This window comes from Myxococcales bacterium (assembly GCA_016720545.1).
Taxonomy (GTDB): Bacteria; Myxococcota_A; Polyangia; order Polyangiales; family Polyangiaceae; genus JAAFHV01.
Genome location: JADKKK010000006.1, coordinates 72,603 through 95,511 on the forward strand (window position 1 = coordinate 72,603; position 22,909 = coordinate 95,511).

A 22,909-nucleotide genomic window follows, 5' to 3' on the forward strand; every position below is an offset into this window, starting at 1 on the left:
CGCGCCGGGGAGGAATTCATGCAGAATACACAACTTTCGCGGCTAGCGCGCGCGGCGACGTCGCGCGCCGAGCGCGCCGAGCGCGAGGCCAAGGAGCGACAGGCCGGCGAACGGCGACGCGACCGGCCGGGCGGAGGAGCAACCTTGCCCGTTGTCGACCGGCTCGAGCGCGGCGGGGTTGCCCGACGCTTGGCCCGGGGCGGCCCCGCCCTCTTCGGGAATGGAGTCGGGCTCCTGCCCATCCGGGACCTCGGGCGGCTCGTTCGGCGGGAGCGGCGGCTCGACGCCCCCGTCCGTGCCCGGGGCGCCGCCGTCGGGCTTCGGAGGGGGCGCGCCGCCGTCCGGGCACGACGGGCCCAAGGCGAAGCCGCCGATGGGCGACCGCGCGAGGCGCGTCTCGGTGGCCGGGCCGTACGCGCCGTCCTCGTCGATGCGATCCGTCGGGTGGTTGCGGTTCCACAAGATTTGGAACGCCTTCACCGAGAGGCCGCGGATGTTCACCCCGCCGGCCGTGTAGTCGTAGTGCACGGGGTCGCTCGCGCCTAGCCACCGCCAGCCGTTGTTCTGGAAGCCCGCGCGCCACGCGGCGTTGTCGTTCACGTCGACCGCCACGCCCGTCTCATGGTTGCTCGCGCCCGGGCTGGCCGCGAGGCCTATCCCGCAGCGGCCGGTGCGGTACCAGCGATAGAGCAGGTACTGCTGAGGCAAGGTGCGAAGGGCCGAGTTGATGACGAGCCGCACGCCACGCGAGGCGGCCACCTTGCGCAGGGCGTCGGCCGCGGGCGCCTGGAGGTACGGGAACACCGCGCTGCCGAGGGTGGTGTTCGGCACCGTGTCGATGCGGGCCATCGTGTTCGGGCGCAGGCACTGGATCTGCGCGACGAGCTGCACGCCGAGCCCGCGCACGGACGCCGTGGTGCAGCTGTCGGTGACCGCCTTCGACACCGGATCGGCGTCGACCAGCGCGCTCGTCACCGAGCCGAGCTCGGGCTCAGGTTCGTGCCCGTGGGCGTCGTCGGCTCCGGAGGAGGCGCACGCGGAGATCGCCAGGCACGAAGCGACGGCGAGGAGCGGAACAACGGCCAGAGTTCGCGGGCGGTCCACGAGAAGAGCCTAGCGAACGAGGCCCCGCGTGCACCCGAAAATCGCCGAGCCCGCCTCCTAGCTAGACGGGCGCGACCCCGACTGAACGGGCGTGGCCTGGCTAGGCCACGCCCCACCTCGTGGCTCGCACGCCGCCGGCGAGGCCTCTGCCGCGCGCAAGCATGGTTTGCGAAAAGCGGGCCACGTGACTAGGTTGCGCCCCCATGTTCGCTTGGGCCATGAAGAAGCTCCTCGGCACCTCCCACGAGCGCGAGATCAAGAAGATCCGCCCGCTGGTCGACCAGATCAACGCGCTCGAGCCGAAGATCGGCAAGCTCTCCGACGCGGACCTCAAGGGCAAGACCGCAGAGTTCAAGCAGAAGCTCGAGAACGGCGCCACACTCGACGACATCCTCGTCGAGGCCTTCGCCGTGTGTCGCGAGGGCGGCAAGCGCGTCCTGAAGATGCGGCACTACGACGTGCAGCTCATCGGCGGCATGGTCCTCCACCGCGGCAACATCGCCGAGATGCGCACCGGCGAGGGCAAGACCCTCGTGGCCACCCTGCCCTGCTACCTAAACGCGCTCGAAGGCAAGGGCGTGCACGTCGTCACGGTGAACGACTACCTCGCCAAGCGCGACGCCGAGTGGATGGCCCGGCTCTACGGCTTCCTCGGCCTCTCCACCGGCATCGTCATCCCGTCGCAGGGCGACTGGGAGAAGCGCCACGCCTACCGGTGCGACATCACCTACGGGCAAAACAACGAGTTTGGCTTCGACTACCTGCGCGACAACATGAAGTTCTCCGCGCTCGAGTACGCCCAGCGCGAGCTCAACTTCGCCATCGTCGACGAGGTCGACAGCATCCTCATCGACGAGGCCCGCACGCCGCTCATCATCAGCGGGCAGGCCGAGGCGTCGAGCGAGAAATACCGCAGCATCAGCGACGTCATCCCGCGCCTCAAGAAAGACGAGCACTATATCGTCGACGAGAAGGGCCACTCGGTCGGCATGACCGACGAGGGCGTGGACGCCGCCCAGAAGCTGATGGGCATCAAGAACCTGTACGACCCGGTGAACCTCGAGTCGCTGCACATCATGAACCAGTGCCTCCGCGCGCACGCCCTCTACAAGCGCGACGTGAACTACCTCGTCACGGAGGACGAGAAGGTCCTCATCATCGACGAGTTCACGGGCCGCGTGCTCGCCGGCCGCCGCTGGTCGGACGGCCTGCACCAGGCCGTCGAGGCCAAGGAGAACGTGCGTATCCAAGAGGAGACGCGCACGATGGCCACCATCACCTTCCAGAACCTCTTCCGCCTCTACAAGAAGCTCGGCGGAATGACCGGCACCGCCGACACCGAGGCCGAGGAGTTCCACAAGACCTACAAGCTGAACGTCGTCATCATCCCGACGAACAAGCCTATCCTCCGGGAGGACTCGGAGGACCTCATCTACAAGACCGAGCGCGAGAAGTTCACCGCGGTCACCGCCGAGATCCTCGAGTACCACGAGCGCGGACAGCCGGTGCTCGTCGGCACCACCAGCGTCGAGAAGTCCGGCGCGATCTCCAAGATCTTGAAGAAGCAGGGCGTGCCCCACGCGGTGCTGAACGCCAAGCAGCACGAGAAGGAGGCCTTCGTGGTCGCCCAGGCGGGCCGCAAGGGCGCCATCACGGTGTCGACCAACATGGCCGGCCGCGGCACCGACATCATCCTGGGCGGCAACCCCGAGATGCTCGCGAAGCTCGAGTTCAAGGACCAAGACCGCGATCCCGAGGCCGAGCCCGAGGAGTTCCAGAAGGTCCTCGAGCGCATCGAGGCCACCTGCAAGGCGGAGGGCGACGAGGTGCGCAAGGCGGGCGGGCTCCACATCGTGGGCACCGAGCGCCACGAGTCGCGCCGCATCGACAACCAGCTCCGCGGGCGCGCGGGCCGGCAGGGCGATCCGGGCTCGTCGCGCTTCTATCTCTCGCTCGAAGACGACCTCATGCGCATCTTCGGCGGCGACCGCGTCAAGGCGCTCATGGAGCGCATGGGCATGCCGGACGACGAGCCGATCGAGCACCCCATGGTGTCGAAGTCCATTCTCGACGCGCAGGCGAAGGTCGAGGGGCGCAACTTCGACATCCGCAAGCACCTGCTCGACTACGACGACGTCATGAGCGAGCAGCGGCGCACGGTGTACACCATTCGCCAGCAGCTCCTCCTCGGCACCTACAAGCCCGAGATCGTCGACGAGGAGGGCAAGCCCACCGGCAAGGCTCGCACGATCGCGACCTTGCCGCGCATGGCCGAGGACCTCCTGCCCGCCATCGACGAGCTGTTCCTCGCGCACGCCGCGGCGCCCGAGGGCGACGCGAAGGCTGCGAAGAAGGCGGCCGACGTGACGGCGCTCCGCGACTTCGAGGCGCTCCGTAACGACGTTTACCAGGCGTTCGGCTACCGCTTCGACGCGAAGGAGGCCGACCAGAGCGACGCGCAGGCGCTCTACGCGCGCCTCAAGACCGAGCTGCCCCTGAGCCTCACCGAGCAGCGCGAGCGGCTGCTCGACCTCGTCGACGGCATCGTGAGCGCGATGGTCGAGGAGTGCTGCCCCACGAACAAGGCGGCGCCCGAGGACTGGGACTGGAAGGGCATGCGGGCCGGCTTCGTCGAGCACTTCGGCGACAAGCCCACCGACTTCGACCACCTGGGCGATCGCGCCGACATTGCCCATGCACTCTACACGCAAGCCATCGCGGTGCTGGAAGAGCGCGAGAAGGACATGGGCAGCGAGCTGTTGCTGCGCGTCTTCCGCCACTTCTACCTCGAGGAGATCGACCGCCAGTGGGTCGAGCACCTCACGAACATGGAGCACCTCCGCGACGGCATCGGCTTGCGGGGCTACGGCCAGCGCGACCCGAAGCAGGAGTACAAGAAGGAGGGCTACAACATCTTCGTCACCATGATGGCGACCACCAGCAGCAACGTGGCCACGAAGCTGTTCAAGGTGCGCGTGCAGAAGGAGACGGAGATCGAGCGGCTCGAGCGCGAGGACATGGAGCGGCACCAGCGCGCGGCCCAGTCGATGCAGCTCGCCCACGGCGGCGAGCTCTACGGCCCCGAGGACGACGCGCCCCCGCCTCCGCGCCGCCAGCCGCAGGTCACGATGCCGAAGCGCGAGGCGCCGAAGATCGAGAAGAGCGATCCGTGCCCGTGTGGCAGCGGCGAGTCGTTCCGCAAGTGCCACGGCGCCGCGCTCGAAGACGACGCCTGACGTCGGCGGCGCACTGGCCGCGTCAAGGGAGCGCCGCGTCCGCGCGCTCTCTGCGGACGCGGCGCTCGATCGGCTCGAGAGGGCGCCCGCCCGCTCAGTAGCCGATTTTCTTCGCGAACCACGCGAGCACGTCGTCGCTATCGAGCACGCCCACGAGCACGCCGTCCGCGTCGACGACGGGCAGGTGCGCGAGGCGGTCGGTCGCCATGAGGCCTATCGCGTGGGAGAGGCGCGCGTCCTCGGGCAGGCAGAGGGGCGCGCGGACCATCACGTCACCCGCGGTGCTCTGGCCGACATCGGCGACGTGGAAGCCTCGCCCAAGCTCGCGCGGCGCGGCCTGGCCCGCGTCGCCGCGCTCGGCGCGCTCGCGGAGCGCGTCGGTCTTGGAGATGAGCCCCAACACCGCGCGCTTGGCGTCGACGACCACCACGCAGCCGGCGGCGCCGTCGACGAGGCGCTGGCTGACGGTGACGAGGTCCACGTCGGCGGTCACCGCGACCACGTCGCGACGCATCACCTCGCCCACGCAGAGCCGCGCGGCGAGCTCCGCGGCGTCGACGTGCCGACCGTCCACCGGGGGCAGCTCACAGGAGACGCGGGCCGGCTCGAGGGTCACGAGGCTGGGGCAGCGCTCACAGTGGCTCGTAGTCTCGGCGCGCTCTCGGAGGGGGCAGAAGACGAACGAGCGCGTCTCGACGGCGCCGTCGCCCTCCAGCACCGTGCAGCTCCGGATGGGGAGGTGGCGGATCTCGGGCTGCTTCATGGCAGGGCCGTAGCAAGCCCCGCGCCCCGCGCCGCCGCCCCTGTTCTCGCGCGCGCTGCAGACCTATCGCGCAGAAGTTGCGCCTCGCGGCGCACGCTCTGCGGGGCGCGAAGGCGTGCGCCATGCTCTACTCCGAGCATGGAAGGCATCCGGAAAATCCTCGTCGCGGTCGACTTCGGGCCCGCGAGCGAGGCCGCGGGCAAGCGCGCGATCGCGATCGCCAAACGCTTCGGCGCCGAGCTCGTCGTCCTCCACGTCTACGAGGCTCCGGTCTACCCGTACGTTCCGCCCCCCCTGCTCGAGGTCGACACGATCGTGGCGACGCTCGAGCGGCGCGCCCACGCGGGAGTCGAGGTGGTCGCGCGGCAGCTCGCCGCGGAGCTCGGCGACGGCGCCCGGGTCACGAGCGAGCTCCGCCAGGGCTCCGCGTGGCGCAACATCCTCGACGTCGCGGCGGAGCTCGACGCCGACCTCGTGGTGATGGGCACGCACGGCCGCTCCGGGATCGAGCGCGTGCTCATCGGCAGCGTCGCCGAGAAGGTCGTACGCATGTCGCCGGTGCCCGTCCTCATCGTGCCCGTGCACGAGGCCTGAGCGGCGGCGCTCGGGCGAGCGTGGTCGCCCCTGCGGGCAACGAGAACCTCTCGAACGCTGCTATGCTCGCGCGCTTGATGCGGCGCGATGAGTTCGTGGGTGCGGTGGCTCTCCTGGCGGCCTCGGCGTGCGTGGAGAAGCCAAGGGCCGCGCCAACCCCCTCTCCCGACGCGGCCCAGACCGTCGCGCCCGCTCCGAGCCAGACGGCGAGCTCCGACGCACAGACGCGCGGCGACGCACGGACGCCCGTCGACGCCGAGGTCGACGCGGCCACGGCGGCGGCAGCCAGCTATGGCGCCTTCCGGCGGAGCCCTCGCGCCGGCTGCCTCGCGCTCGCGAAGGGCTCCGGCCCGAGATGGCTCGCGGAGGCCGATCTGCGCGGCTCCTTCGTTGACGGTGACGATCTCCTCGCGCTCGTGAACCGCTCGCCGCAGGGCGCGCTGCCGCCCGACTACGCGCCCCGCGACATGGTCGACATCGCGCGGTTCCAGCCGCGCACGCCCGCCGACTGTGACAAGTACCAGTGCATCCGCCGCGAGGCCGGCGACGGGCTGAGGCCGCTGCTCGCGGCCATGGCGCGAGAGGGATTCCCGGCGCACATCGACTCGGTCTACCGGAGCTACGCCATGCAGTGCCAGACCTTCCAGGGCTGGGTGAAGCGCAGCGAGTTCTGCGCGGCCACCGAGCAGTCGGCGCTCCCCGGCCACAGCCAGCACCAGCTCGGCACGACGATCGACCTGTTCACGCAGGCGTGGAAGGCAGGCGGCGCCACCGTGTTTCGTCAAGGGTTCGGGTGCACCAAGCCCGGGCGCTGGCTGCAGGAGCACTCCTGGGAGTTCGGGTTCGTGTTCCCCTATCCGATCCACCCCGACGACCTCCACGAGAAGGACGACTGCGTCGCCCGGAGCGATCACGTTGTGCCCATCAACCCGAAGACCGGCTATCGCTACGAGCACTGGCACCTTCGCTACATTGGCAAAGAGCACGCGGCCGCGTTCCACGCCGCGCTGCTCGCGAGCGGCCCGCGGAGCCCCTCCGCCCTCACGCTCGAGCAGTGGATCCGCGGCCGGCGCGGGCTCGTGGGCGACACCGAGCTGCCGGTGTGCGACGGGTGCAACTGCGGCGCGTGCAGCACCCTCGCGAGCGCCGAGAGCGCGTGCGGCGGGCGGGCCCTCGCGGTGGGCGAGTCGGGCGCGGCGCTCCCGGCGAGCGGCGCGCCCACGCTCGTCTCCGCGAGGCGCGCGACCGACGCCGAGGCGGGCAGGTGGGCGGGCACGGTGCTCGCGGTCGAGGTCGATGTCCCGGAGCGCACGCTCACTCAGCCCCCGTTCGTGGGCCTCCCCGGCGCGGGTCTGGTGGGCATGCCAGGCTTCGCCGACGTGGGCACCACCACGCACGCCTTCGTGCCGCTCCCGAAGACCGCGCCGCGCGACTACCCGGCGCTTCCGCGGGCCTTGCGCGTCGGCGCGCGCGCAGCGGGCGGCGGCGAGTTCGTCTACGCCGCGGGCCTCGCGGACGCGGCGGTAGGCAGCGTGTACAACCGCGCCAACCTGCTCGTGCCCGCCCCGGTAGGAAAGAAGGTTTACATGTTGCCGCTCCCCAAGCTCGACGGACCGCTCGAGGTCACGCTCCTGCTCGGCGGCGAGCCGGCGCCGGGCGCGCCCGTGCTGCGGGTGAACTGAAGCGAGCCCCGGGGGGCGGACGAAGGTCGATGGTGAGCCCGAGCCGAAGGCGAGGTCTCGGCATGAACTGAGCCGGCGCGAGGGAACGTCCCGGGGGTCGCCCACGTACCACCGACCATGCCCCTCCTCGCCCGCACCGCGCGCTGGCTCGCGCGCACCTTCCCGAGGCACGTCGCGATGCCGAGCCACGCGTTCGAGGCCTACCCGCGCTCGCCTCGCGTGGTCGTGCTCCTCACCCTCGCGCAACAGGACGCGCTGGCGTATGGGCAGCTGCACGCGACGCCCGAGCGGGTGATGCTGGCCGCCCTCGAGGACCCGGGCGTGAGCGCGCACGTCGCCGAGCGCGGCGCCGATCCGGAGCGCCTCCGGAGCGAGCTGCTCATCGCGCTCGCCTCACGCGAGGTCGCCTTGGAGGCGCGGGCCATTCCCCGGCCGGAGCGCACCCAGCACACCCTCGGCCAGGCCCTCGAGCGAATGCGCCGGCGCGGCGCGCAGACGCTCTCGCGCGGCGATCTGCTCGCAGGCCTCGCGACGACCGAGGGCGCCACCTCCCGGCTCCTCGCTGCGCTCGCGATCGCCCCGACGGAGCTCGACTCCGACGCCGAGTCGCCGCTCCCGCCCGCCGCCGACGCCGCCGCCGCGCGGGTGCGGGTGTACGTGCTGAACGACGACGTCTCGACGATGGACGACGTCATGCGCATCCTCGAGCAGGGCTTCCGGCTGCCCGTCCGCACGGCGTGCCACCGGACGCTCGCCACCCACCACCTGGGCCACGCCGAGGTCGGCGAGTACTCGCGGAGCGAGGCCACGACGCTGCTCGACGCCGCCGCGCGCCACGCGAAGGCCCGCGGCTCGGGCGTGCGCTTCTTCGTGGCCCAGGCGGCGTAGGCTCACGCGCCGCGCGCGCGCGCTCCCGCCGAGACGCCGAGCGAGGCGACTTCGGCGCTCCGTCCGCCGGGAACCCTCGTAGTCTTGCCGCATGTCCGCCTCGCCCGTCCCACCCAGGGATCGCCTGCTCGCCCTCTTTCGCGAGCCCACCCTCGCGCGGCTGCTCGCGCTCGCGTGCTTCTTCGGCGTGCTCGTGCTGTTCCGGCACCTGTGGGCCACGCTGCTCTTCTTCGTCGCGTTCGAGCGCTCCATCCGGTGGATCGAGCTCAAGGTGCGGGCGCGCACGGGCTGGCCGGCCAAGCGCGTCGTGCTCGGCATCGTGGCGGCCTACATCCTCTCGGCGGCGATCGCGGTGACCGTGTTCGTGCTTTACGGCGTGGAGCACTGGGCGTCGGTGCAGTCGGCGTCCACCGACTTTCTCGACGAGCTGAAACACCACCCGCTCTACGACAAGTACAAACACCACGTCGACAACTCCGAGGCCCTCATGGGCCACGCGAAGGAGTACGCCGGCCAGGCCCTGAAGTACGCCACCGCCGTCGGGCGCTTCTTCGTGCAGGCCATGATCGGCTTCGTGCTGGGCGTGGTCTATCGCCTCGAGGCGCAGGACCTCGACCTGTTCGAGGACAAGATCGACAGGCAGTCGGTGGCGGGCCGGGTGCTCCGCTGGTGCGAGCACGTCGCCGACGCCGTGAGCGTCACGATGCAGCTCCAGTTCGTGGTCGCCGCCTTCAACACGGTGACCACCCTCCCGGTGCTCCTGGTCCTGGGGATCCCCTACATCCCCTCGCTCATGGCGCTCATCTTCATGTCGGCGCTGGTGCCCGTGATTGGCAACTTGGTGGCCGGCACGGTGCTCTGCCTGCTGGCCTATCAGGCGAAGGGCGCGCTCGGCGTGGGCATCTTCATGGGAGTCACGTTCCTGCTCCACAAGGTGGAGTCGTATTATCTGAGCCCGCGCCTCACCGCGCAGCACGTGCGGGTGCCCGGGTTCGTGCTGATCGTGAGCCTCATCGCCTTCGAGCACGTGTTCGGATTCGTGGGCGTGTTCCTCTCGTTCCCCGCGCTCTTCGTCGCCGCCCGCATTCGCGGCGAGTTCGTGAAGGAAGATGCGGCCGCGGGCGGCGTCCAGCCCACCGACGCCGCCGTCGACGAAGCCCACGAGGCGAACGCGAAGCCGGCCGCCCACGCGAAGGCGAGCACGAAGTCCCCCGACGAGGCGAGCGCGAGGCACGCCGCCGAGAAGGAGTCCGAGGGCGCGTAACCGGGCGCACCGGGGCTCATCGTCCCGAGGGCAACGCTCGGGATGGTACGCCCGCGGTCGACGGCGGGCGCCGCGCCTGACCTTGACGGGCGCCGCGCCGTCCCCACGCTGAGCCCATGACCTCCATCACCGCCGCTGGGGCGGACGCCGCGACGCGCGGGCTCCGCTTGCTCGTATACGACGCCACCTGCGCGGGCGCGGGCTGGGCGCCTGGGCTCTCCACGGCGTGGCGCGCAGGCGCGGCCCTCTACCGCCGCCTCGGGCGGATCGACGCCGCGCGCGGCGTCGCCTCGTGGGCGGAGGCGCTCGAGTTCCTTGGGTCGCACGAGCCCGACGCGGCGATCGAGGAGGTGCAGTTCTGGGGGCACGGGCGGTTCGGGCGCGTGTTCGTCGGCAAGGAGCCCCTGGGCGTGGGCGAGCTCGGGGCCGCCGCCTATGCGGACGCCCTGGACACCCTCGCGACGCGCCTCGCGCGGTCCCGCGCGCCGCTCGTCTGGCTCCGCACGTGCGAGGCCTTCGGCGGGCCGAGCGGCCACACCTTCGCCCGCGCCCTCTCACGTCGCTTGGGCTGTCGCGTGGCCGGGCACACGCACGTCATCGGCGTGGTGCAGAGCGGCCTCGTCTCGCTCGCGCCAGGCGGGGAGCCGCGGTGGCCCACGTCGATGGGCCTCGGTCCCCTCGGGGAGGACGGCCCTGGGCTCGCGTCTTCGCCGCTCGAGCCCAACACTGTGCACTTTCTCACCGGACGCCTGCCGACGGCGCTGCAGGGCCCGCCCCCGGAGACGTAGGACCCCGACCCGCGCACTCGCTCCAAGGCGCACACGTAGAGAAGCCCGGGCTCTGCTCAGTGCAGGGCTCGGGCTTCGCGCGTGGGGCGAACGCGCCCCTTCGGCCTCTCAGGCCTTGGCCTTCTTGGAGGCCTTCTTCGGCGCAGACGAGGTCTTCTTGACCTCCGGGGCGCGCAGGCGAGCCATGCGCTCCTTCTTCTTGGTCTGGGCCTTGCGGCGCTTCATCTTCTGCGAGTTTCGGCGATCGAACTTACCCATCGAGCACTTCCTATTTCATGGTGGCGAAGACCCGCGGGGGAACGCCGTGAGGGGCGCGGATCATGTCTTTTTGTGGGCCGATGTCAAGCGCGAACGCTCGGCGCGAGCCCGTGAGCCGCGCTCAGCCGGTGTTCTCGGCGACGGCGTCCTCACGGTTTCGCACCTCGAGGCGATAGCGGCTGTTGACCGTCTCGATGTAGAAGACCTCGCGCCCGGCCATGCGCAGCACGCGCTTGACAGGCGTCGTGACGTATTCGTGCATGCCGTCGGGGAACTCGATGACGACGACCGACCCCTTGCGTGGGGCCCTCACGAGACGGCCAGCGACCGCCCGCGATCCCTTCCCCAGCTTGCGGAGCACGACTTCCACCCTGTCAGGATAGCATCGAGTCCCCCGCCGTCTACCGGATGAAGGCCTTCTTTTCGGCCTGCACAAGAGGCCAGGTGGGCTCATCGCCCACCACGCGGGAGGCCGCCCGAGAGCGAAATGTTTCCGCCGGGGCTTCATGACGGGGTGCGCACGGGCTAAGGCGAACGCTCGATGGACCGCAAGCGCCTCGCCGAACACCTCTCCTCGCGCTCCGACGGCCCCGCCGACGTCTCCGAGCTCCGCGGCTGCATCGAGGTCGTCTGCGGCTCGATGTTCAGCGGAAAGACAGAGGAGCTGCTCCGCCGCGTCAAGCGCGCCCGCCTCGCGAGGCTCCGGGTGCAGCTCTTCAAGCCGCGCGTCGACAACCGGTACGACGAGGTGCGCGTGGTGAGCCACGAGGGCCTCACGGCCGACGCGACCGCGGTCGCCACGCCGGATGAGCTCGGCGCGCTCGTGCTCCCCACCACGCACGTCGTGGGCATCGACGAGGTGCAGTTCTTCGACCCCGGCATCCTCGAGCTCGCGCAGCGTCTGGCCGACCGCGGCGTGCGGGTCATCTGCGCTGGGCTCGACCAAGACTACCGCGGCGAGCCGTTCGGCAGCATGCCAGCGCTGATGGCCATCGCCGAATACGTCACCAAGCTCCACGCTGTGTGCACGCGGTGTGGCGGCGAGGCGAGCCGCTCGCAGCGCGTGGTCGCGAACGAGGGGCAGCTCTTCGTGGGCGGGGCGGCGGCGTACGAGGCGCGGTGCAGGAAGTGCTTCGTGCCGATGGCGGTCGAGCCCTCCCGCTGAAGGCCGTCAGGCGAAGGCGCTTCGGCGCGCGCTACTCGGCGCGCGCTACTTGGCTTTCCGCCGCGCGACCGAGGGCGTGTGCACGTCGGGGAACGTGACCTGGGGCGTGTTCTCGAGGGCGAAGTAGCCGCGCAACATCTCGCGCGCGACCACGTTGGCCTTCACGCGCCACACCGGGCCATTGACGACGAGCACCGCCACGGCGACCTGCTTCTGGCCGGGCCGGGGGTGGCTCGGCGCGAAGCCCGTGAACCACGTGTAGTACCGCTGCTTCTCGCCGTCGGTGAGCGTCCCGGTCTTGCCGGCGACGGGCACGCCTGGCAAGTGCGCGTGGCCCTTCGTGTCGTGGAACGCCTTGTACGACGTTCCCTCGGCGACGGTGCGGTCCATCATCTGCGTGACGGCGGCAGCTACGGCCGGTGTCACGACGCGTCTGCCTGCCACCGGGGCCGGTGCAGTATACACGCTCTTGCCGGTGGCGTCCGTGACCTCGGCGACGATGCGCGGGCGGATGGGCTCGCCGCCGCGGGCCATCGTGGCCGAGAGCCACACCGCGTGCATCGGCGAGAGCGTGGAGTTCCAGAAGCCCGCCGAAGTCCGCGCGAAGGCGAGGGTCTCGGTGGGGACGGTGAGGGTGCTCGCCTGCACGGGCACGTCGAACGCGAGCGGCTCGCCGAACCCGAGCGCGCGGGCCGTGGTGTCGAGCGACTCGGGCTTGAGGTGCCGCACGGCGAGCCGCGCGAACACGGTGTTGAGGCTCCGCCCCATGGCGCCCGCGAGCGTGGCGCACCACTTGTCGCGGGCCGGGTCGGAGACGAGATCGTGCGCGAGGATGCGCTGCTCGCCGCCCGAATAGCACTCCTTGTGATCGGGGCTGACGCCGGCGCTGTCGACGAGGGCGGTCCCCGTGACGATCTTGAAGAGGCTGGCCGCCGGAGCCGTCGCTTCGACGGCGAGATCCCTCGCGTGCGTGCCCTCGACGTGGCTGGCGTACGCGAGGACGTTGCCGGTGGCGACGTCCATCAGGACCACGACGCCCTCGGGGAGGTGCTGCGCGCTCATGTAGGAGGCCGCGAGGTGCTGGAGCCGGGGTTCGAGGGTGAGCTTCGCCGTGCGGCGCTCGGAGAGGAGCGAAATCGCGGAGCTCTTGTCGACCGAGATCCGCGAGAGGTCGAGCCCCGCGAGCGAGGGCGGAGTCGGCGCGGTGCGCTGGCGGAGGGCGATCGCCTCGGCGTCATCGACGATCGCGGCGGGCGCGGCCGCGGGGGACGCTTGCTTCGGCGAAGGGCGCTTGACGCCGACGATCACGAGTCCGAGTGCCACCACGGGCACGGCCATCCCCAGCCACCGCTTTCGCATGCCGTCGTTTGGCACGGGGGGCGCGGAGCGGGCAAAAAAGGTGGCGAGTCCGGCCGACGACGCACGCACGCTCGGGGCAGATTCGTGGTGAACTCCCGGGGGTGACGCGACCTAGGCGACGACGACGGACGACGCACGCGACCCGGATCACGCTCGTGGCCGCGCTCGCGTGGCTCATGGGAGAGGGCGCCGCGCGCGCCGCCGATTTGGAGCTGCCGGCGCAGGGGGGGCTCCCGGGGCTCACCGTGACCGTGAGCCGCGCCGACGGCCTCGTGCGGTTCGGGAGGCCGGGCGCCCAACCCGTGAGCGTGGCCATCGAGGGCGCCAGCGCTCCCGATGCCCGACCGGTGGGGCCGGCGAGCGTGAGAGCCGTGCCCCTCGGCCTCGGGCGCAGCGTCGCGCACGTGGTCGTGCCCCTGGCCCACGGCTCGTGGGAGGCCATCCTCGCGCCGTCACTGGACGCCCCGGTGTTCGCGGGGCGCACGGGCTATTTCCGAGGCAATGAAGGCGAGCGCGAGGGCACGCGGATCGACCTCCTCGCCCGACCCGACGGCGCGCAGACGGTGCTCGTCTCGGAGATTCACGAGGACGCGTCGCTGTGCGGCGACGAGGCGACCCCGCTCCGGCCGCGAGGCCTCGATCCTAAGACCTTGACCCTTCGCGGGGCGACCTACCAGCGCTTGTCCGCGACCGCGAGGGCAGGCTCCCGGCACCTGGTGGCCACGGTGCTCGCGAGCCCCGCGACGCCGCCGGTCGCGGCGGCGCTGACGCTCGGGGGCGAGAGCGGCGCGGCTGGGCTCGGCCGGCACCTGCTCGACGGCCGCCCGGACACGGCGTGGTTCGAGGACCGCCCGGGGGCCGGTCAGGGAGAGTTCGTGACGCTTCGCACGACGCGCGAGCTCGGCCTCGATCGGATCGTGCTCACGCTCGGCGCCGACCTGGTCGCTCCGCGCACGCTCTACCTGGTGACGCCCGGCGAGGTGCGTGATCTGGTCGTCCCAGAAGAGGCGGCCGCGCGCGCGGGCGCGGAGGTCGAGGTGCGCCTGGCGACTCCGCTTCACACCGACTGTCTCTCGATCGTCCTTGGCGACGCCTACTCGGGCGGGATCGCCGCGCCGCGGGTCGGGCTCGCCGGGGTGGCCGCGTACGCGACGCTCGAGGCGCGTCCCATCGACGATATCGTCAATGATCTCAAAGGAGAAGGCGCGAGCGAGGCGACCGCATTCCTGAAGCGCGCGGGGCGACCGGGCCTCGCGGCGCTGGAGCGGGCGTACGCCTCTCTCGACGGCGCGGCGCGCGCGCGCGCGGTGGAGGTCGCCACCGCCGCCGAATCGTGCGACGCCGCCGCGAGCCTCCTGCTGAGTGGGGTCGTCGACGCGGACCGAGAGGCGTCGCGCAAGGCCCGCGGACGACTCGAGCGGTGTGGCAAGGGCGCCGCCGGTGCCCTCTCCGCAGCGCTCTCGCGGCCGGAGCCCAAGCTGCGCGCGGCGGCGGCCGAGCTGCTCGGCCTGGTCGCGCCGCGAGAGGCGCTCGCGCCTCTCGCGGCGGCGCTCGGCGCGGGAGACGCCACGGAGCGCTCGGCCGTGCGCGCGGCCGTGAAGCGGGCCGCGCGCGCGGCCGAGCCCGAGGCGCTCGCGAGGCTCACCGAGGGCGCGGCCACCTCGCCGCGCGCGCGCGTCGAGCTGCTCCGCGCCCTCTCGGCGCGCCTCGGCGACCTGCCGGCCGCCGAGGCGCGCCTCACCGCGGCGCTCACGGGCGCCGACATGCCCGCGCGCTTCGTGCTGGTGGAGCCGGCCCGCGCCCTCGCGCTGACCTCGCGCCCCGCGACGCTCGGCGCGCTGCTCGACGATCCCGACGCGCACGTGCGCGCGCGCGCGGCCGAGGCCTCGTCGGGCGTCGACGCGCTCACCGCGCGCCTCGACGCCCACATCGCGGATCCCGAGCCGCGGGTGCGCGAGGCCGCGCTGCTCGCGCTCGGGGCGGCGAAGGCCGCGCCCGAGCAGGCAGCGAGCCTCGCGCTCGCGAAGGACGAGTGGACCTTCGTGCGGGTCGCGGCGGCAGCGGCGCTCGGGGCGGGCGGCCCGCGCGTCGCGGGGTCGGCGAACGACGCGCTGGGGCGGGCGCTCGCGGACCCCGCGACCGTCGTGAAGCAAGCGGCGCTCGCGGCGCTCGGCGCGCGGCGCGCGACGAGCTCCGCGGGCGCCATCGCGCGCATCGCCCGTGACGCGGAGGTCGGGCTCGACCTCCGCGTCACGGCGACGCGCGCCCTGGGCGCCGTGTGCGCGACGACCGAGCTCGACTTCCTCACCCGCGCCGCGGCGCGCGTGGCGTCGCCCGCCGACGAGGCCGATCTCCGGATCGGCCTCGCGGCGCTCGACGCGCTCGGGCGCATTCACCCCGCCGACCTCGGGGCTCGCCTCGCGCCCCTCCGCGACAAAAACGCACGCCCCCCCGTGCGCAACGCGGCGAACCGCGCGCTCGCCGACGCGGGCACCTGCGCGCCGACGAAGTAGGTCGCTCCCCCGGCACCTCGCGTACGCTCGGACCTCCCGGGCCGGGCCCGAGACCGGCCGGACGCGCGAGAGGAGCCACGAGAATGCCCACGACCACGACGACCCCGCCCCTCGAACCGCTCGCGTGGAGCCACGCCGGGCTGCGCGTCGCCGACCGCGGACGATCGGTCGCGTTCTACAGGCTCTTCGGCTTCGACGAGGTCGCGTGGCACGAGGGCCCGAAGGTCGCCATCTTGCGCAGCGCCGCGGGCCTCGAGCTGAACCTCATCGTGAACGCGACCGCCGACTCCGGCGGGCAGAACGTGCTCATGGATCTCGACCCAGTCAAACATGCAGGTTACACGCATATGGCCCTCCGCGTCGCCTCGGTGGCGGCCGCGATGAGCGCGCTCGCCGAGGCCGGAGTCGCCGTGTCGGAGGGGCCAGTGCGCCTCGGGCAGAACCTCCTCGCCGTCTTCGTGCGCGATCCGGACCGCAACGTGCTCGAGCTCGACGAGGTGCTCGAAGGCACGCTAGAAATAGATAAGACTTGATATCCCAAGGTCGGCGGCCACGAGCTGGCGCCGCGCGAACACCCCGAGGGCGACCGAGCGCGAGAGCGACAGCCTCGCCTCGAAGACGGCAGCGGCGGTCGCGGGCGAAGGCGCCCCAGGGAGCCACGCGAGGCGCGCCTCTCCGAGCAGCGCCGCGCGGCGGCCGAGGCCCACGCGCGCGCCGGCCGTGGGCCCGAGCCCGACGCGAAAGCCTCGCCGATCGAGGCCCACGAGCCCGTCCGCCGCGTCGAAGGCGGCGTCCGCGCGCGCATAGAGCACCGTGTGCGCCTCGGGCTGGAGGGCGACGCCCACGCCCCCGTCGACTCGCGCTACGAGGCAGGTCGCGCACCCGTCATCGCGCGCGCGCTCGCCGCCGACGAAGAACCGATACGACAGCCCTCGCTCCGCCGCGGTCCACGGTGCGAGCTTCTCGAAGCGCACCACCGTGAGCGACTCGAGCTCAAGGCTGCGCGGGCTGCGCGCGCGAGGATACGCGCGCGCCGTGACCGCGAGGGCCTCGACGCTCGCGAGCGCCGGGAGACCGTCGGAGCGGTCGAGCGTGTCGTGGAGCGTGAGGCGCGCGCGGGCCTCGAGGAACGCGCCGCCGCCGGACGCGTAGCCCGCGCCGATGGCCACGCGGCGCGCGTCGTGCCCCAGGTGCGGCGCGGCGAGAGGAGGCGGCGCGACGTGGAGCTCCGGGCTGTCGCCCGGCACCGCCGCGCGGGCCAGCGCGAGGTGGAGCTTCTGCCTCCTCGCGGGGGTGTCGGCGTCCGGCGCCTCGAGCAGCTCCTTGTGGTCGAGGTCGAGCAGGTCGAGGGCCGCGTCGAGCACGTCGCGACGTGCGGCCTCCGGCAGCGCCGCGAGCTCCGCGTCGTCATGTTCACCCGCCGCGAGGCGCCTCGCGAGCGCTCGGTGCGCGGGCGCGAGCGCGCCGAGCCTCGCGAGCGCGACGGTGCGAAGCGAGGGCCGGTACCGCACCCGGGAGACGAGGCCCGGCGCCTCCCACACGGCCCGCAGCGCGTCGGTGGGGAGCGCGGGGCTGCCGAGCCGCGCGAGGAGCCCAGCGGAGGGCCGCACGACGTCGAGGAGCGCGATGACGTGGTACGCACAGTTCTCGGAGAGGTAGAAGTAGTCGAAGCTCGTTCCGCTGAGCTCCCAGAGGTGCTCGAGGAAGGCGCGCTTCTCGTCGATGGTGAGATCGAGCTCGTACTCCCACAGGTCGCGCGACTCGTAGTCTTGGTACTCGCGAACCTTCGCCGCGTACGGGAGGGCCTTGAAGGTGCCGGGGAACTGGCCGAAGAGGCCCTTCAGCGCGTAGGTCACGGCGTTCTCGGTGCCGACGTCGGCCGAGTAGTCGACGCCGATGTCGGCTAGCGGGTGGCGGGGCGCGTCGGGACGGAGCAGGCCGCGATCGTCTCGCTCGATACGGAGCAGCACGTGACCGAACGCCGACGCTGGGCTGTCGACGTGGTGGGAGCTGAAGACGAAGACGACGCGGTGGGGGCGGAGCCGCGCGAAGAGGTCGTCGCGCGCGGCGCACCGGGGCGACGGCAGCCCGCGCAGAGCGAGCACCTCCGCGAGGAAGCGTGCCCTCGCCGGAAACATGCACAGTGCATGCTTGTCGCCCCGCGCTGGCTCGGCGTAGAGGGCGGCCAGCGTCGCGAACAGCTCAGCCTCCGGATCGAACCGACCGCGCGGCGAGAGGTAGAAGGCCGCGCCGTCGGGCTCCGACTCCCACCCGTTCGTCGCGGTCGGGCGCGCGAGCACGAGGCGCCGCCACTCGGTGGTCTCGCCGAGCCGCCCGCGCCGCGCATCGCGCTCGGCCTCTGCGAGGGCGGCGGGGCGCGGGTCGACGTCGGCGCGCGCGTCGGCGGGCGCGAGGCCTGCCGACACGGAGGCGGAGAGAGACAACGCTGCCGCCGCCGCGCGGGCGACCGCCCTCACTCGGGGAGGTTCTCGCACGCGAGCTGCGCGTCCGCCCGGAGGAGGGCCCGGACCGAGCGGGCGATGCGCTCGGCGTGGCCTCCGGAGGTGGCGAAGATGGGGCCGTACTGGGCCTTCAGCGCGCGGCCCACGGTGACGGGATCGGCGCAGCCCGCGATGGCCGTGAGGGTGGCGATGGTCTCGCCGGAGCCGCGCGCCGCGTCCTTCATGAACGCCTCGCGGTTCAGGCGCACGAAGTTCTCGATGGTCTCGTGGTCGTCGATGGAGTCGCAGTTGATCGTGCCGCTCGTGAGCGCGAAGGTCTGCATGCCGAGGGTGTTCGTGGAGGCGGCGGTGACCTGCGCGAGCCCCGGCTTCGTGCCGAAGATCACCGAGCCGAGGCCGCAGCCCGCGGCGCCGTAGCGCGGCTTGGGCCGGCGGCGCGCCCGCACCATGGGGACCTCCGCGGTGTCGAGCGACGGCGTCTTCGCGCGGGGCGTAGAGACCGGTACGGGGAGCGCGCCGGCGTCGGGGGCGCTCGCTTGCGTATGCGTCGCGGTGGCGGGCGCGCCCGCCTCGGGCGCCACCGCGGGTGGCGACGACGACGAGGCTGGCGCGGCCGGCGCGACGGGCGCGACCGGCGGCGGGCCATCGGCGGACGCCGAGCCGACCGCCAGCGTAACGGCGAGCGACAGCCCGGAGGCCAGTGCGAGGAGGGTCCGCTTCATGCCGCGGTGCGCGAGGTTACGGGGCCGGTCGCCCCACGGTCAACGAGCACGCACCAAGACAGCGATCGAGACACGGCGGAACTTTGCGCCCGGGCCGCTGTCGTGGAGACGTGTCCCTTCGCCGGCCCCTCCCCGACGGCGACGTCGCCGCGCTCCCGCCGCTCTCCGCGGGGCCGTCGAGATCCGAGAGAGTCTCCCCTCCGGAGCCGGAGCCGTGGGGTCGTGGTAGCGTGAGCGCGGAGCCCGTGGCCTTACCGGAAGACGTCGAAGCGAAGCTCATCGAGCGCATCATGCTGCGCGACGAGCACGCGTTCACGGAGCTCATGCGCGCCTACCAGGCGCGCATCTTCGGGCTCATCTTGCGCATGCTCGGCAACCACGCCGAGGCCGAAGAGGTCGCCCAAGAGGTCTTCATCCAGGTCTTCAAGTCGATCGGCAGCTTCCGCGGCGACTCGAAGTTCACGACCTGGATCTACCGAATCGCGATCAACCACTGCAAGAACCGGGTGAAGTACCTGCGGGTTCGCCACTCGAAGCAGCAAGACGAGCTCGAGGCGGTCGCGGAGCGCATGCCGCTCGGCGAGGGGCGCGGCTCCAACACCGGGCACATCGCCCGCCCCGACGAGGCGCTCGCGGGCAAGCAGATCGAGCGCATCGTGCAGCAGGCCATCTCCGAGATCGATCCCGGCTTCCGCGAGTGCCTCATTTTGCGAGACGTCGAGGAGCTGAGCTACGAGGAGATCGAGGCCATCACCGGCCTCCCGACCGGCACCGTGAAGAGCCGAATCTTCCGGGCGCGCACCCAGCTACGAGGACTCGTCGAAGCCAAGCTCGGAGAGAAGATCGGATGACGGACAGCGACAAGAGCGCCCCCAGCGCACTCCCTCTCGACGCGACCGACGCGACCGACGCGACCGACGCGACCGACGCGACCGACGCGACCGACGCGACCGACGCGACCGACGCGACCGACGCGACCGACGCGACCGACGCGACCGACGCGACCGACGCGACCGACGCGACCGACGCGACCGACGCGACCGGCGCGACCGACGCGACCGACGCGACCGACGCGACCGACGCGACCGACGCGACCGACGCGACCAACACGACCAACGACGACCCGCCGGAGGGCGCGGAAGAAGGCGTGCAGGACGACGCCGTCGGCGACGAGGCGATGGCCAAGCTCCTGAAGCGGTCGCTCGCCACGCCCGAGGTCCCCGTGCCCGACCTCGTATCGGGAGTGCAGCGGAAGCTGCGGAGGCGCTCGCGAGGGAAGTTCTACGCCGACGGTTGGAGCACGGCGCGCTCGCGCGTGAACTACGTGCTCGTCTCGGTCGCGATGTTGCTCGTGCTCGTGATCGCCTACCTCGTGCTCGGCCCTACCGGCATCACCGTGCGCTGAGCGACGCCACCGCGCGCGCCCGGCCCTCCTTTTCGCACGCTACAAGATATTGTTTTTATTGACCTTGCCATAGTAACTCATACGTGAGTTACGTTTTACTCGCGTTCCGCCCGCCGCGGCCCTACCCTCCGGTGCATGCCCTCGATCCGGCGCTTCACGGTCATCCCCCGCCTCCCCACGAACCTCGAGCCGCTGCGGACCATCGCCCACAACCTGTGGTGGACCTGGACGCCCTCGGCGCGCGCGCTCTTCCTCCGCATCGACGAGGCGCTCTTCGAGTCGGTCCACGCGAACCCGATCGAGCTCTTGTCGCGAGCGCCGCAGGCCCGCCTCGAGGAGCTCTCGCGGGACGACGCGTTCCTCGCGCACCTCGACGCCGTGGCGCAGGGCCTCGACAGGTACATGACCCGCGAGAGCTGGTTCCAGAAGGCCTTCCCCGACGCGAGCGGCGCCACCATCGCGTACTTCTCGATGGAGTACGGCCTCCACGAGTCGCTGCCGATCTACTCCGGCGGCCTCGGGGTCCTCGCCGGGGACCACCTGAAGACGGCGAGCGACCTCGGCGTGCCGCTCGTGGGCGTGGGGCTGGCCTACGCGGAGGGGTACTTCCGCCAGGTGCTGAACTCGGACGGCTGGCAGACCGAGCGATACCCGATCAACGACTGGTCGCGGCTGCCCGTCCAGCCCGTGCTCGGCCCTACGGGGACGCGCCTCGTGCTCGACGTGCAGTACCCCGAGCGGATCGTGAAGGCGCAGGTGTGGCGCGTGCAGGTCGGGCGCGTGCCGCTCTTCCTGCTCGACGCGAACCTCGAAGAGAACGCCCCAATCGATCGCAGCGTGACCGGGCCTCTCTACGGCGGCGATCAGGAGTTCCGGGTCCGCCAGGAGATCATGCTCGGGATCGGCGGCGTCCACGCGCTCGAGGCCATGGGCCTCACCGCGACCGTGTGCCACATGAACGAGGGTCACTCCGCGTTCCTCACGCTCGAGCGCGTGCGGCGCACGATGGAGCGCGAGGGCGTCTCCTTCGCCGTGGCGAACGAGGCGTGCTGCGCTGGCCACGTCTTCACCACGCACACGCCGGTCCCCGCAGGGAACGACGCCTTCGCACCGGCGCTCGTCACGCGGTACCTCGAGCCCTACCGCGCGGCGCTCGCGCTGACCGAGGGTGAGCTGCTCACGCTCGGGCGGGCCGATCCGCTCGACCCCACGTCGCCGTTCTCGATGCCCGTGTTCGCCATCCACAACGCGGACCACCGCAACGGCGTGAGCGCGCTCCACGGCGAGGTCTCGCGCCGCATGTGGAAGGATCTCTGGCCGGAGCTTCCCGAGCACGAGGTCCCGATCCTCTCCGTCACCAACGGTGTGCACACGCCCTCGTGGATCTCGCGCGAGATGGCCGCGCTCTTCACGCGGTACCTCGGGCCGCGCTGGGTCGACGCGCTCGCGGAGCCCGAGTTCTGGGCGCGCGTGCGAGCCATCCCCGACGCGGAGCTCTGGGAGACCCACGAGGCGCGGCGCTACCGGCTCATCCAGCTGTGTCGCCAGTGGCTCTGCGCCGCCGCCGAGAAGCGCGGCGCCTCTCCCGCCGCGCAGGCCGAGCTCGAGGAGGTGCTCGACCCGCGCGCGCTCACGATCGGCTTCGCGCGACGCTTCGCGACCTACAAGCGCGCCGCGCTGCTCTTCCGAGACATCGAGCGCGTCAAGCGCCTGCTGTGCGATCCCGAGCGCCCGGTGCAGCTCGTGTTCGCGGGCAAGGCCCACCCCCAAGACAAGGGCGGCAAGGAGCTCATTCGGTCGATCGTGCAGCATGCACAGAACCCCGAGCTCCGCGGGCGGGTGGTCTTCGTCGAGGACTACGACATGCGCATCGCGCGCGCCCTCGTCGCCGGCGTCGACGTGTGGCTCAACAACCCCCGCCGTCCTCACGAGGCGAGCGGCACGAGCGGCATGAAGGCCGCCGCGAACGGCGCGCTGAACCTGAGCATCCTCGACGGCTGGTGGGCGGAGGCCTACGAGGAGCACGGGCGCGAGGTCGGCTGGGCCATCGGCCACGGCGAGGAGTTCGACGACGACGACGGCGACGACCGCGAGGCGGAGATTCTGTACGACCTGCTCGAGCGCGAGGTGGTGCCGCTCTTCTACGATCGCGAGGCCCAGAGCCGCCTGCCGCGCGAGTGGATCCGCCGCATGAAGCAGTCGATCGCGTGCCTCGTGCCCTCGTTCAACACGGCGCGCATGGTGCGCGAGTACACCGAGCGCTTCTACGTGCCCGCGATCGCCTCGTCGCGGCGCCTGCGCGAGGGCGCGCTCGCCGGCGCGCGCGAGCTCGTAGCCTGGAAGCAGCGCGTGCGAGCCGGGTGGGAGGGCGTCGCGGTCCTCGACGTGGCGCTCCGCACGCCGACGGAGCTGCGCGTGGGCGAGCCCGCTCGGGTGGAGGTGCTCGTCGCGCTCGGCGACCTCACCCCTGGCGACGTGGTGGTCGAGCTTTACCATGGGCCGACCGAGGGCGGGCACGACCTGCCCCGCGGCGCGACGGTCCGGATGGCGCACCTCGAGAGCGTAGGTAGGGAGCACCGCTACGTGGGCGAGGTACCCACCATCGAGAGCGGCGCGTACGGCGTGTCGGCGCGGATAGCGCCCGCGAGCCCGAGGCCCACGCGCGCCTTCCCCACCGCGCTCTTGCGCTGGGCGTGACGCGCCGGG

Annotated in this window: 19 protein-coding genes; 12 read left to right on the forward strand and 7 right to left on the reverse strand. The window is 72.1% G+C overall.

Annotated features, from left to right (window positions below):
* Window positions 1-42: 42 nt before the first annotated feature.
* Window positions 43-1,104 carry a D-alanyl-D-alanine carboxypeptidase family protein gene (locus IPQ09_14085; GenBank protein ID MBL0195333.1) on the reverse strand — a complete coding sequence of 354 codons (1,062 nt, stop codon included), beginning with the start codon at window positions 1,102-1,104 and terminating at the stop codon, window positions 43-45.
* 203 nt (window positions 1,105-1,307) lie between these two features.
* Between IPQ09_14085 and secA the strand changes: the two genes are divergently transcribed.
* Entirely contained in the window at window positions 1,308-4,340 is a 3,033-nt protein-coding gene (secA, locus tag IPQ09_14090; GenBank protein MBL0195334.1) for a preprotein translocase subunit SecA, read from the forward strand.
* A 94-nt stretch (window positions 4,341-4,434) separates the two neighbouring features.
* Here the strand turns inward: secA and IPQ09_14095 are convergent, their stop codons facing one another.
* Window positions 4,435-5,103, reverse strand: a complete 669-nt coding sequence (locus tag IPQ09_14095) for a CBS domain-containing protein (protein ID MBL0195335.1) — start codon at window positions 5,101-5,103, stop codon at window positions 4,435-4,437.
* 138 nt (window positions 5,104-5,241) lie between these two features.
* Between IPQ09_14095 and IPQ09_14100 the strand changes: the two genes are divergently transcribed.
* From IPQ09_14100 to IPQ09_14120, 5 genes are all read left to right on the forward strand, one after another.
* Entirely contained in the window at window positions 5,242-5,697 is a 456-nt protein-coding gene (locus tag IPQ09_14100; protein ID MBL0195336.1) for a universal stress protein, read from the forward strand.
* Between the two features lie 74 nt (window positions 5,698-5,771).
* The gene (locus IPQ09_14105) at window positions 5,772-7,379 is read left to right on the forward strand and encodes a M15 family metallopeptidase (GenBank protein ID MBL0195337.1); all 1,608 of its coding nucleotides are present in this window, start codon (window positions 5,772-5,774) and stop codon (window positions 7,377-7,379) included.
* A 117-nt stretch (window positions 7,380-7,496) separates the two neighbouring features.
* The gene (locus IPQ09_14110; GenBank protein ID MBL0195338.1) at window positions 7,497-8,267 is read left to right on the forward strand and encodes an ATP-dependent Clp protease adaptor ClpS; all 771 of its coding nucleotides are present in this window, start codon (window positions 7,497-7,499) and stop codon (window positions 8,265-8,267) included.
* A 91-nt stretch (window positions 8,268-8,358) separates the two neighbouring features.
* The gene (locus IPQ09_14115; GenBank protein ID MBL0195339.1) at window positions 8,359-9,531 is read left to right on the forward strand and encodes an AI-2E family transporter; all 1,173 of its coding nucleotides are present in this window, start codon (window positions 8,359-8,361) and stop codon (window positions 9,529-9,531) included.
* Window positions 9,532-9,647: 116 nt separating this feature from the next.
* Window positions 9,648-10,319: a DUF4347 domain-containing protein gene (locus tag IPQ09_14120; GenBank protein ID MBL0195340.1), complete on the forward strand. Its 672-nt coding sequence runs from the start codon at window positions 9,648-9,650 to the stop codon at window positions 10,317-10,319.
* Window positions 10,320-10,427: 108 nt separating this feature from the next.
* Here the strand turns inward: IPQ09_14120 and IPQ09_14125 are convergent, their stop codons facing one another.
* Window positions 10,428-10,577: a hypothetical protein gene (locus IPQ09_14125; protein MBL0195341.1), complete on the reverse strand. Its 150-nt coding sequence runs from the start codon at window positions 10,575-10,577 to the stop codon at window positions 10,428-10,430.
* A gap of 121 nt (window positions 10,578-10,698) precedes the next feature.
* Window positions 10,699-10,947, reverse strand: coding sequence for a hypothetical protein (locus IPQ09_14130; protein MBL0195342.1), 249 nt, complete (start codon window positions 10,945-10,947; stop codon window positions 10,699-10,701).
* A gap of 171 nt (window positions 10,948-11,118) precedes the next feature.
* On the opposite strand from IPQ09_14130, the gene IPQ09_14135 reads away from it, so the two are divergent.
* Window positions 11,119-11,742 carry a thymidine kinase gene (locus IPQ09_14135; protein ID MBL0195343.1) on the forward strand — a complete coding sequence of 208 codons (624 nt, stop codon included), beginning with the start codon at window positions 11,119-11,121 and terminating at the stop codon, window positions 11,740-11,742.
* A 45-nt stretch (window positions 11,743-11,787) separates the two neighbouring features.
* On the opposite strand, the gene IPQ09_14140 is transcribed toward IPQ09_14135, so the two are convergent.
* The gene (locus IPQ09_14140) at window positions 11,788-13,101 is read right to left on the reverse strand and encodes a penicillin-binding protein (protein ID MBL0195344.1); all 1,314 of its coding nucleotides are present in this window, start codon (window positions 13,099-13,101) and stop codon (window positions 11,788-11,790) included.
* Between the two features lie 101 nt (window positions 13,102-13,202).
* On the opposite strand from IPQ09_14140, the gene IPQ09_14145 reads away from it, so the two are divergent.
* Entirely contained in the window at window positions 13,203-15,614 is a 2,412-nt protein-coding gene (locus tag IPQ09_14145) for a hypothetical protein (protein ID MBL0195345.1), read from the forward strand.
* Window positions 15,615-15,697: 83 nt separating this feature from the next.
* Window positions 15,698-16,147, forward strand: coding sequence for a VOC family protein (locus IPQ09_14150; GenBank protein MBL0195346.1), 450 nt, complete (start codon window positions 15,698-15,700; stop codon window positions 16,145-16,147).
* Here the strand turns inward: IPQ09_14150 and IPQ09_14155 are convergent.
* Entirely contained in the window at window positions 16,127-18,091 is a 1,965-nt protein-coding gene (locus IPQ09_14155) for a DUF4105 domain-containing protein (protein ID MBL0195347.1), read from the reverse strand. The two genes, IPQ09_14150 and IPQ09_14155, sit on opposite strands and share 21 nt — an antisense overlap.
* Window positions 18,088-18,798 (reverse strand): DUF3015 family protein, encoded by a 711-nt coding sequence (locus IPQ09_14160; protein ID MBL0195348.1) that lies wholly within the window; start codon window positions 18,796-18,798, stop codon window positions 18,088-18,090. The genes IPQ09_14155 and IPQ09_14160 overlap by 4 nt, the downstream gene beginning before the upstream one ends.
* Before the next feature lie 290 nt (window positions 18,799-19,088).
* On the opposite strand from IPQ09_14160, the gene IPQ09_14165 reads away from it, so the two are divergent.
* The 3 genes from IPQ09_14165 to glgP all read left to right on the forward strand — a co-directional run bounded on the left by IPQ09_14165 (window position 19,089) and on the right by glgP (window position 22,900).
* A complete protein-coding gene (locus tag IPQ09_14165) occupies window positions 19,089-19,649 on the forward strand; it encodes a sigma-70 family RNA polymerase sigma factor (protein ID MBL0195349.1) in 561 nt (186 codons plus the stop codon).
* The gene (locus IPQ09_14170) at window positions 19,646-20,203 is read left to right on the forward strand and encodes a hypothetical protein (protein MBL0195350.1); all 558 of its coding nucleotides are present in this window, start codon (window positions 19,646-19,648) and stop codon (window positions 20,201-20,203) included. The genes IPQ09_14165 and IPQ09_14170 overlap by 4 nt, the downstream gene beginning before the upstream one ends.
* A gap of 135 nt (window positions 20,204-20,338) precedes the next feature.
* A complete protein-coding gene (glgP, locus tag IPQ09_14175; GenBank protein ID MBL0195351.1) occupies window positions 20,339-22,900 on the forward strand; it encodes an alpha-glucan family phosphorylase in 2,562 nt (853 codons plus the stop codon).
* The last annotated feature ends 9 nt before the right edge of the window (window positions 22,901-22,909 follow it).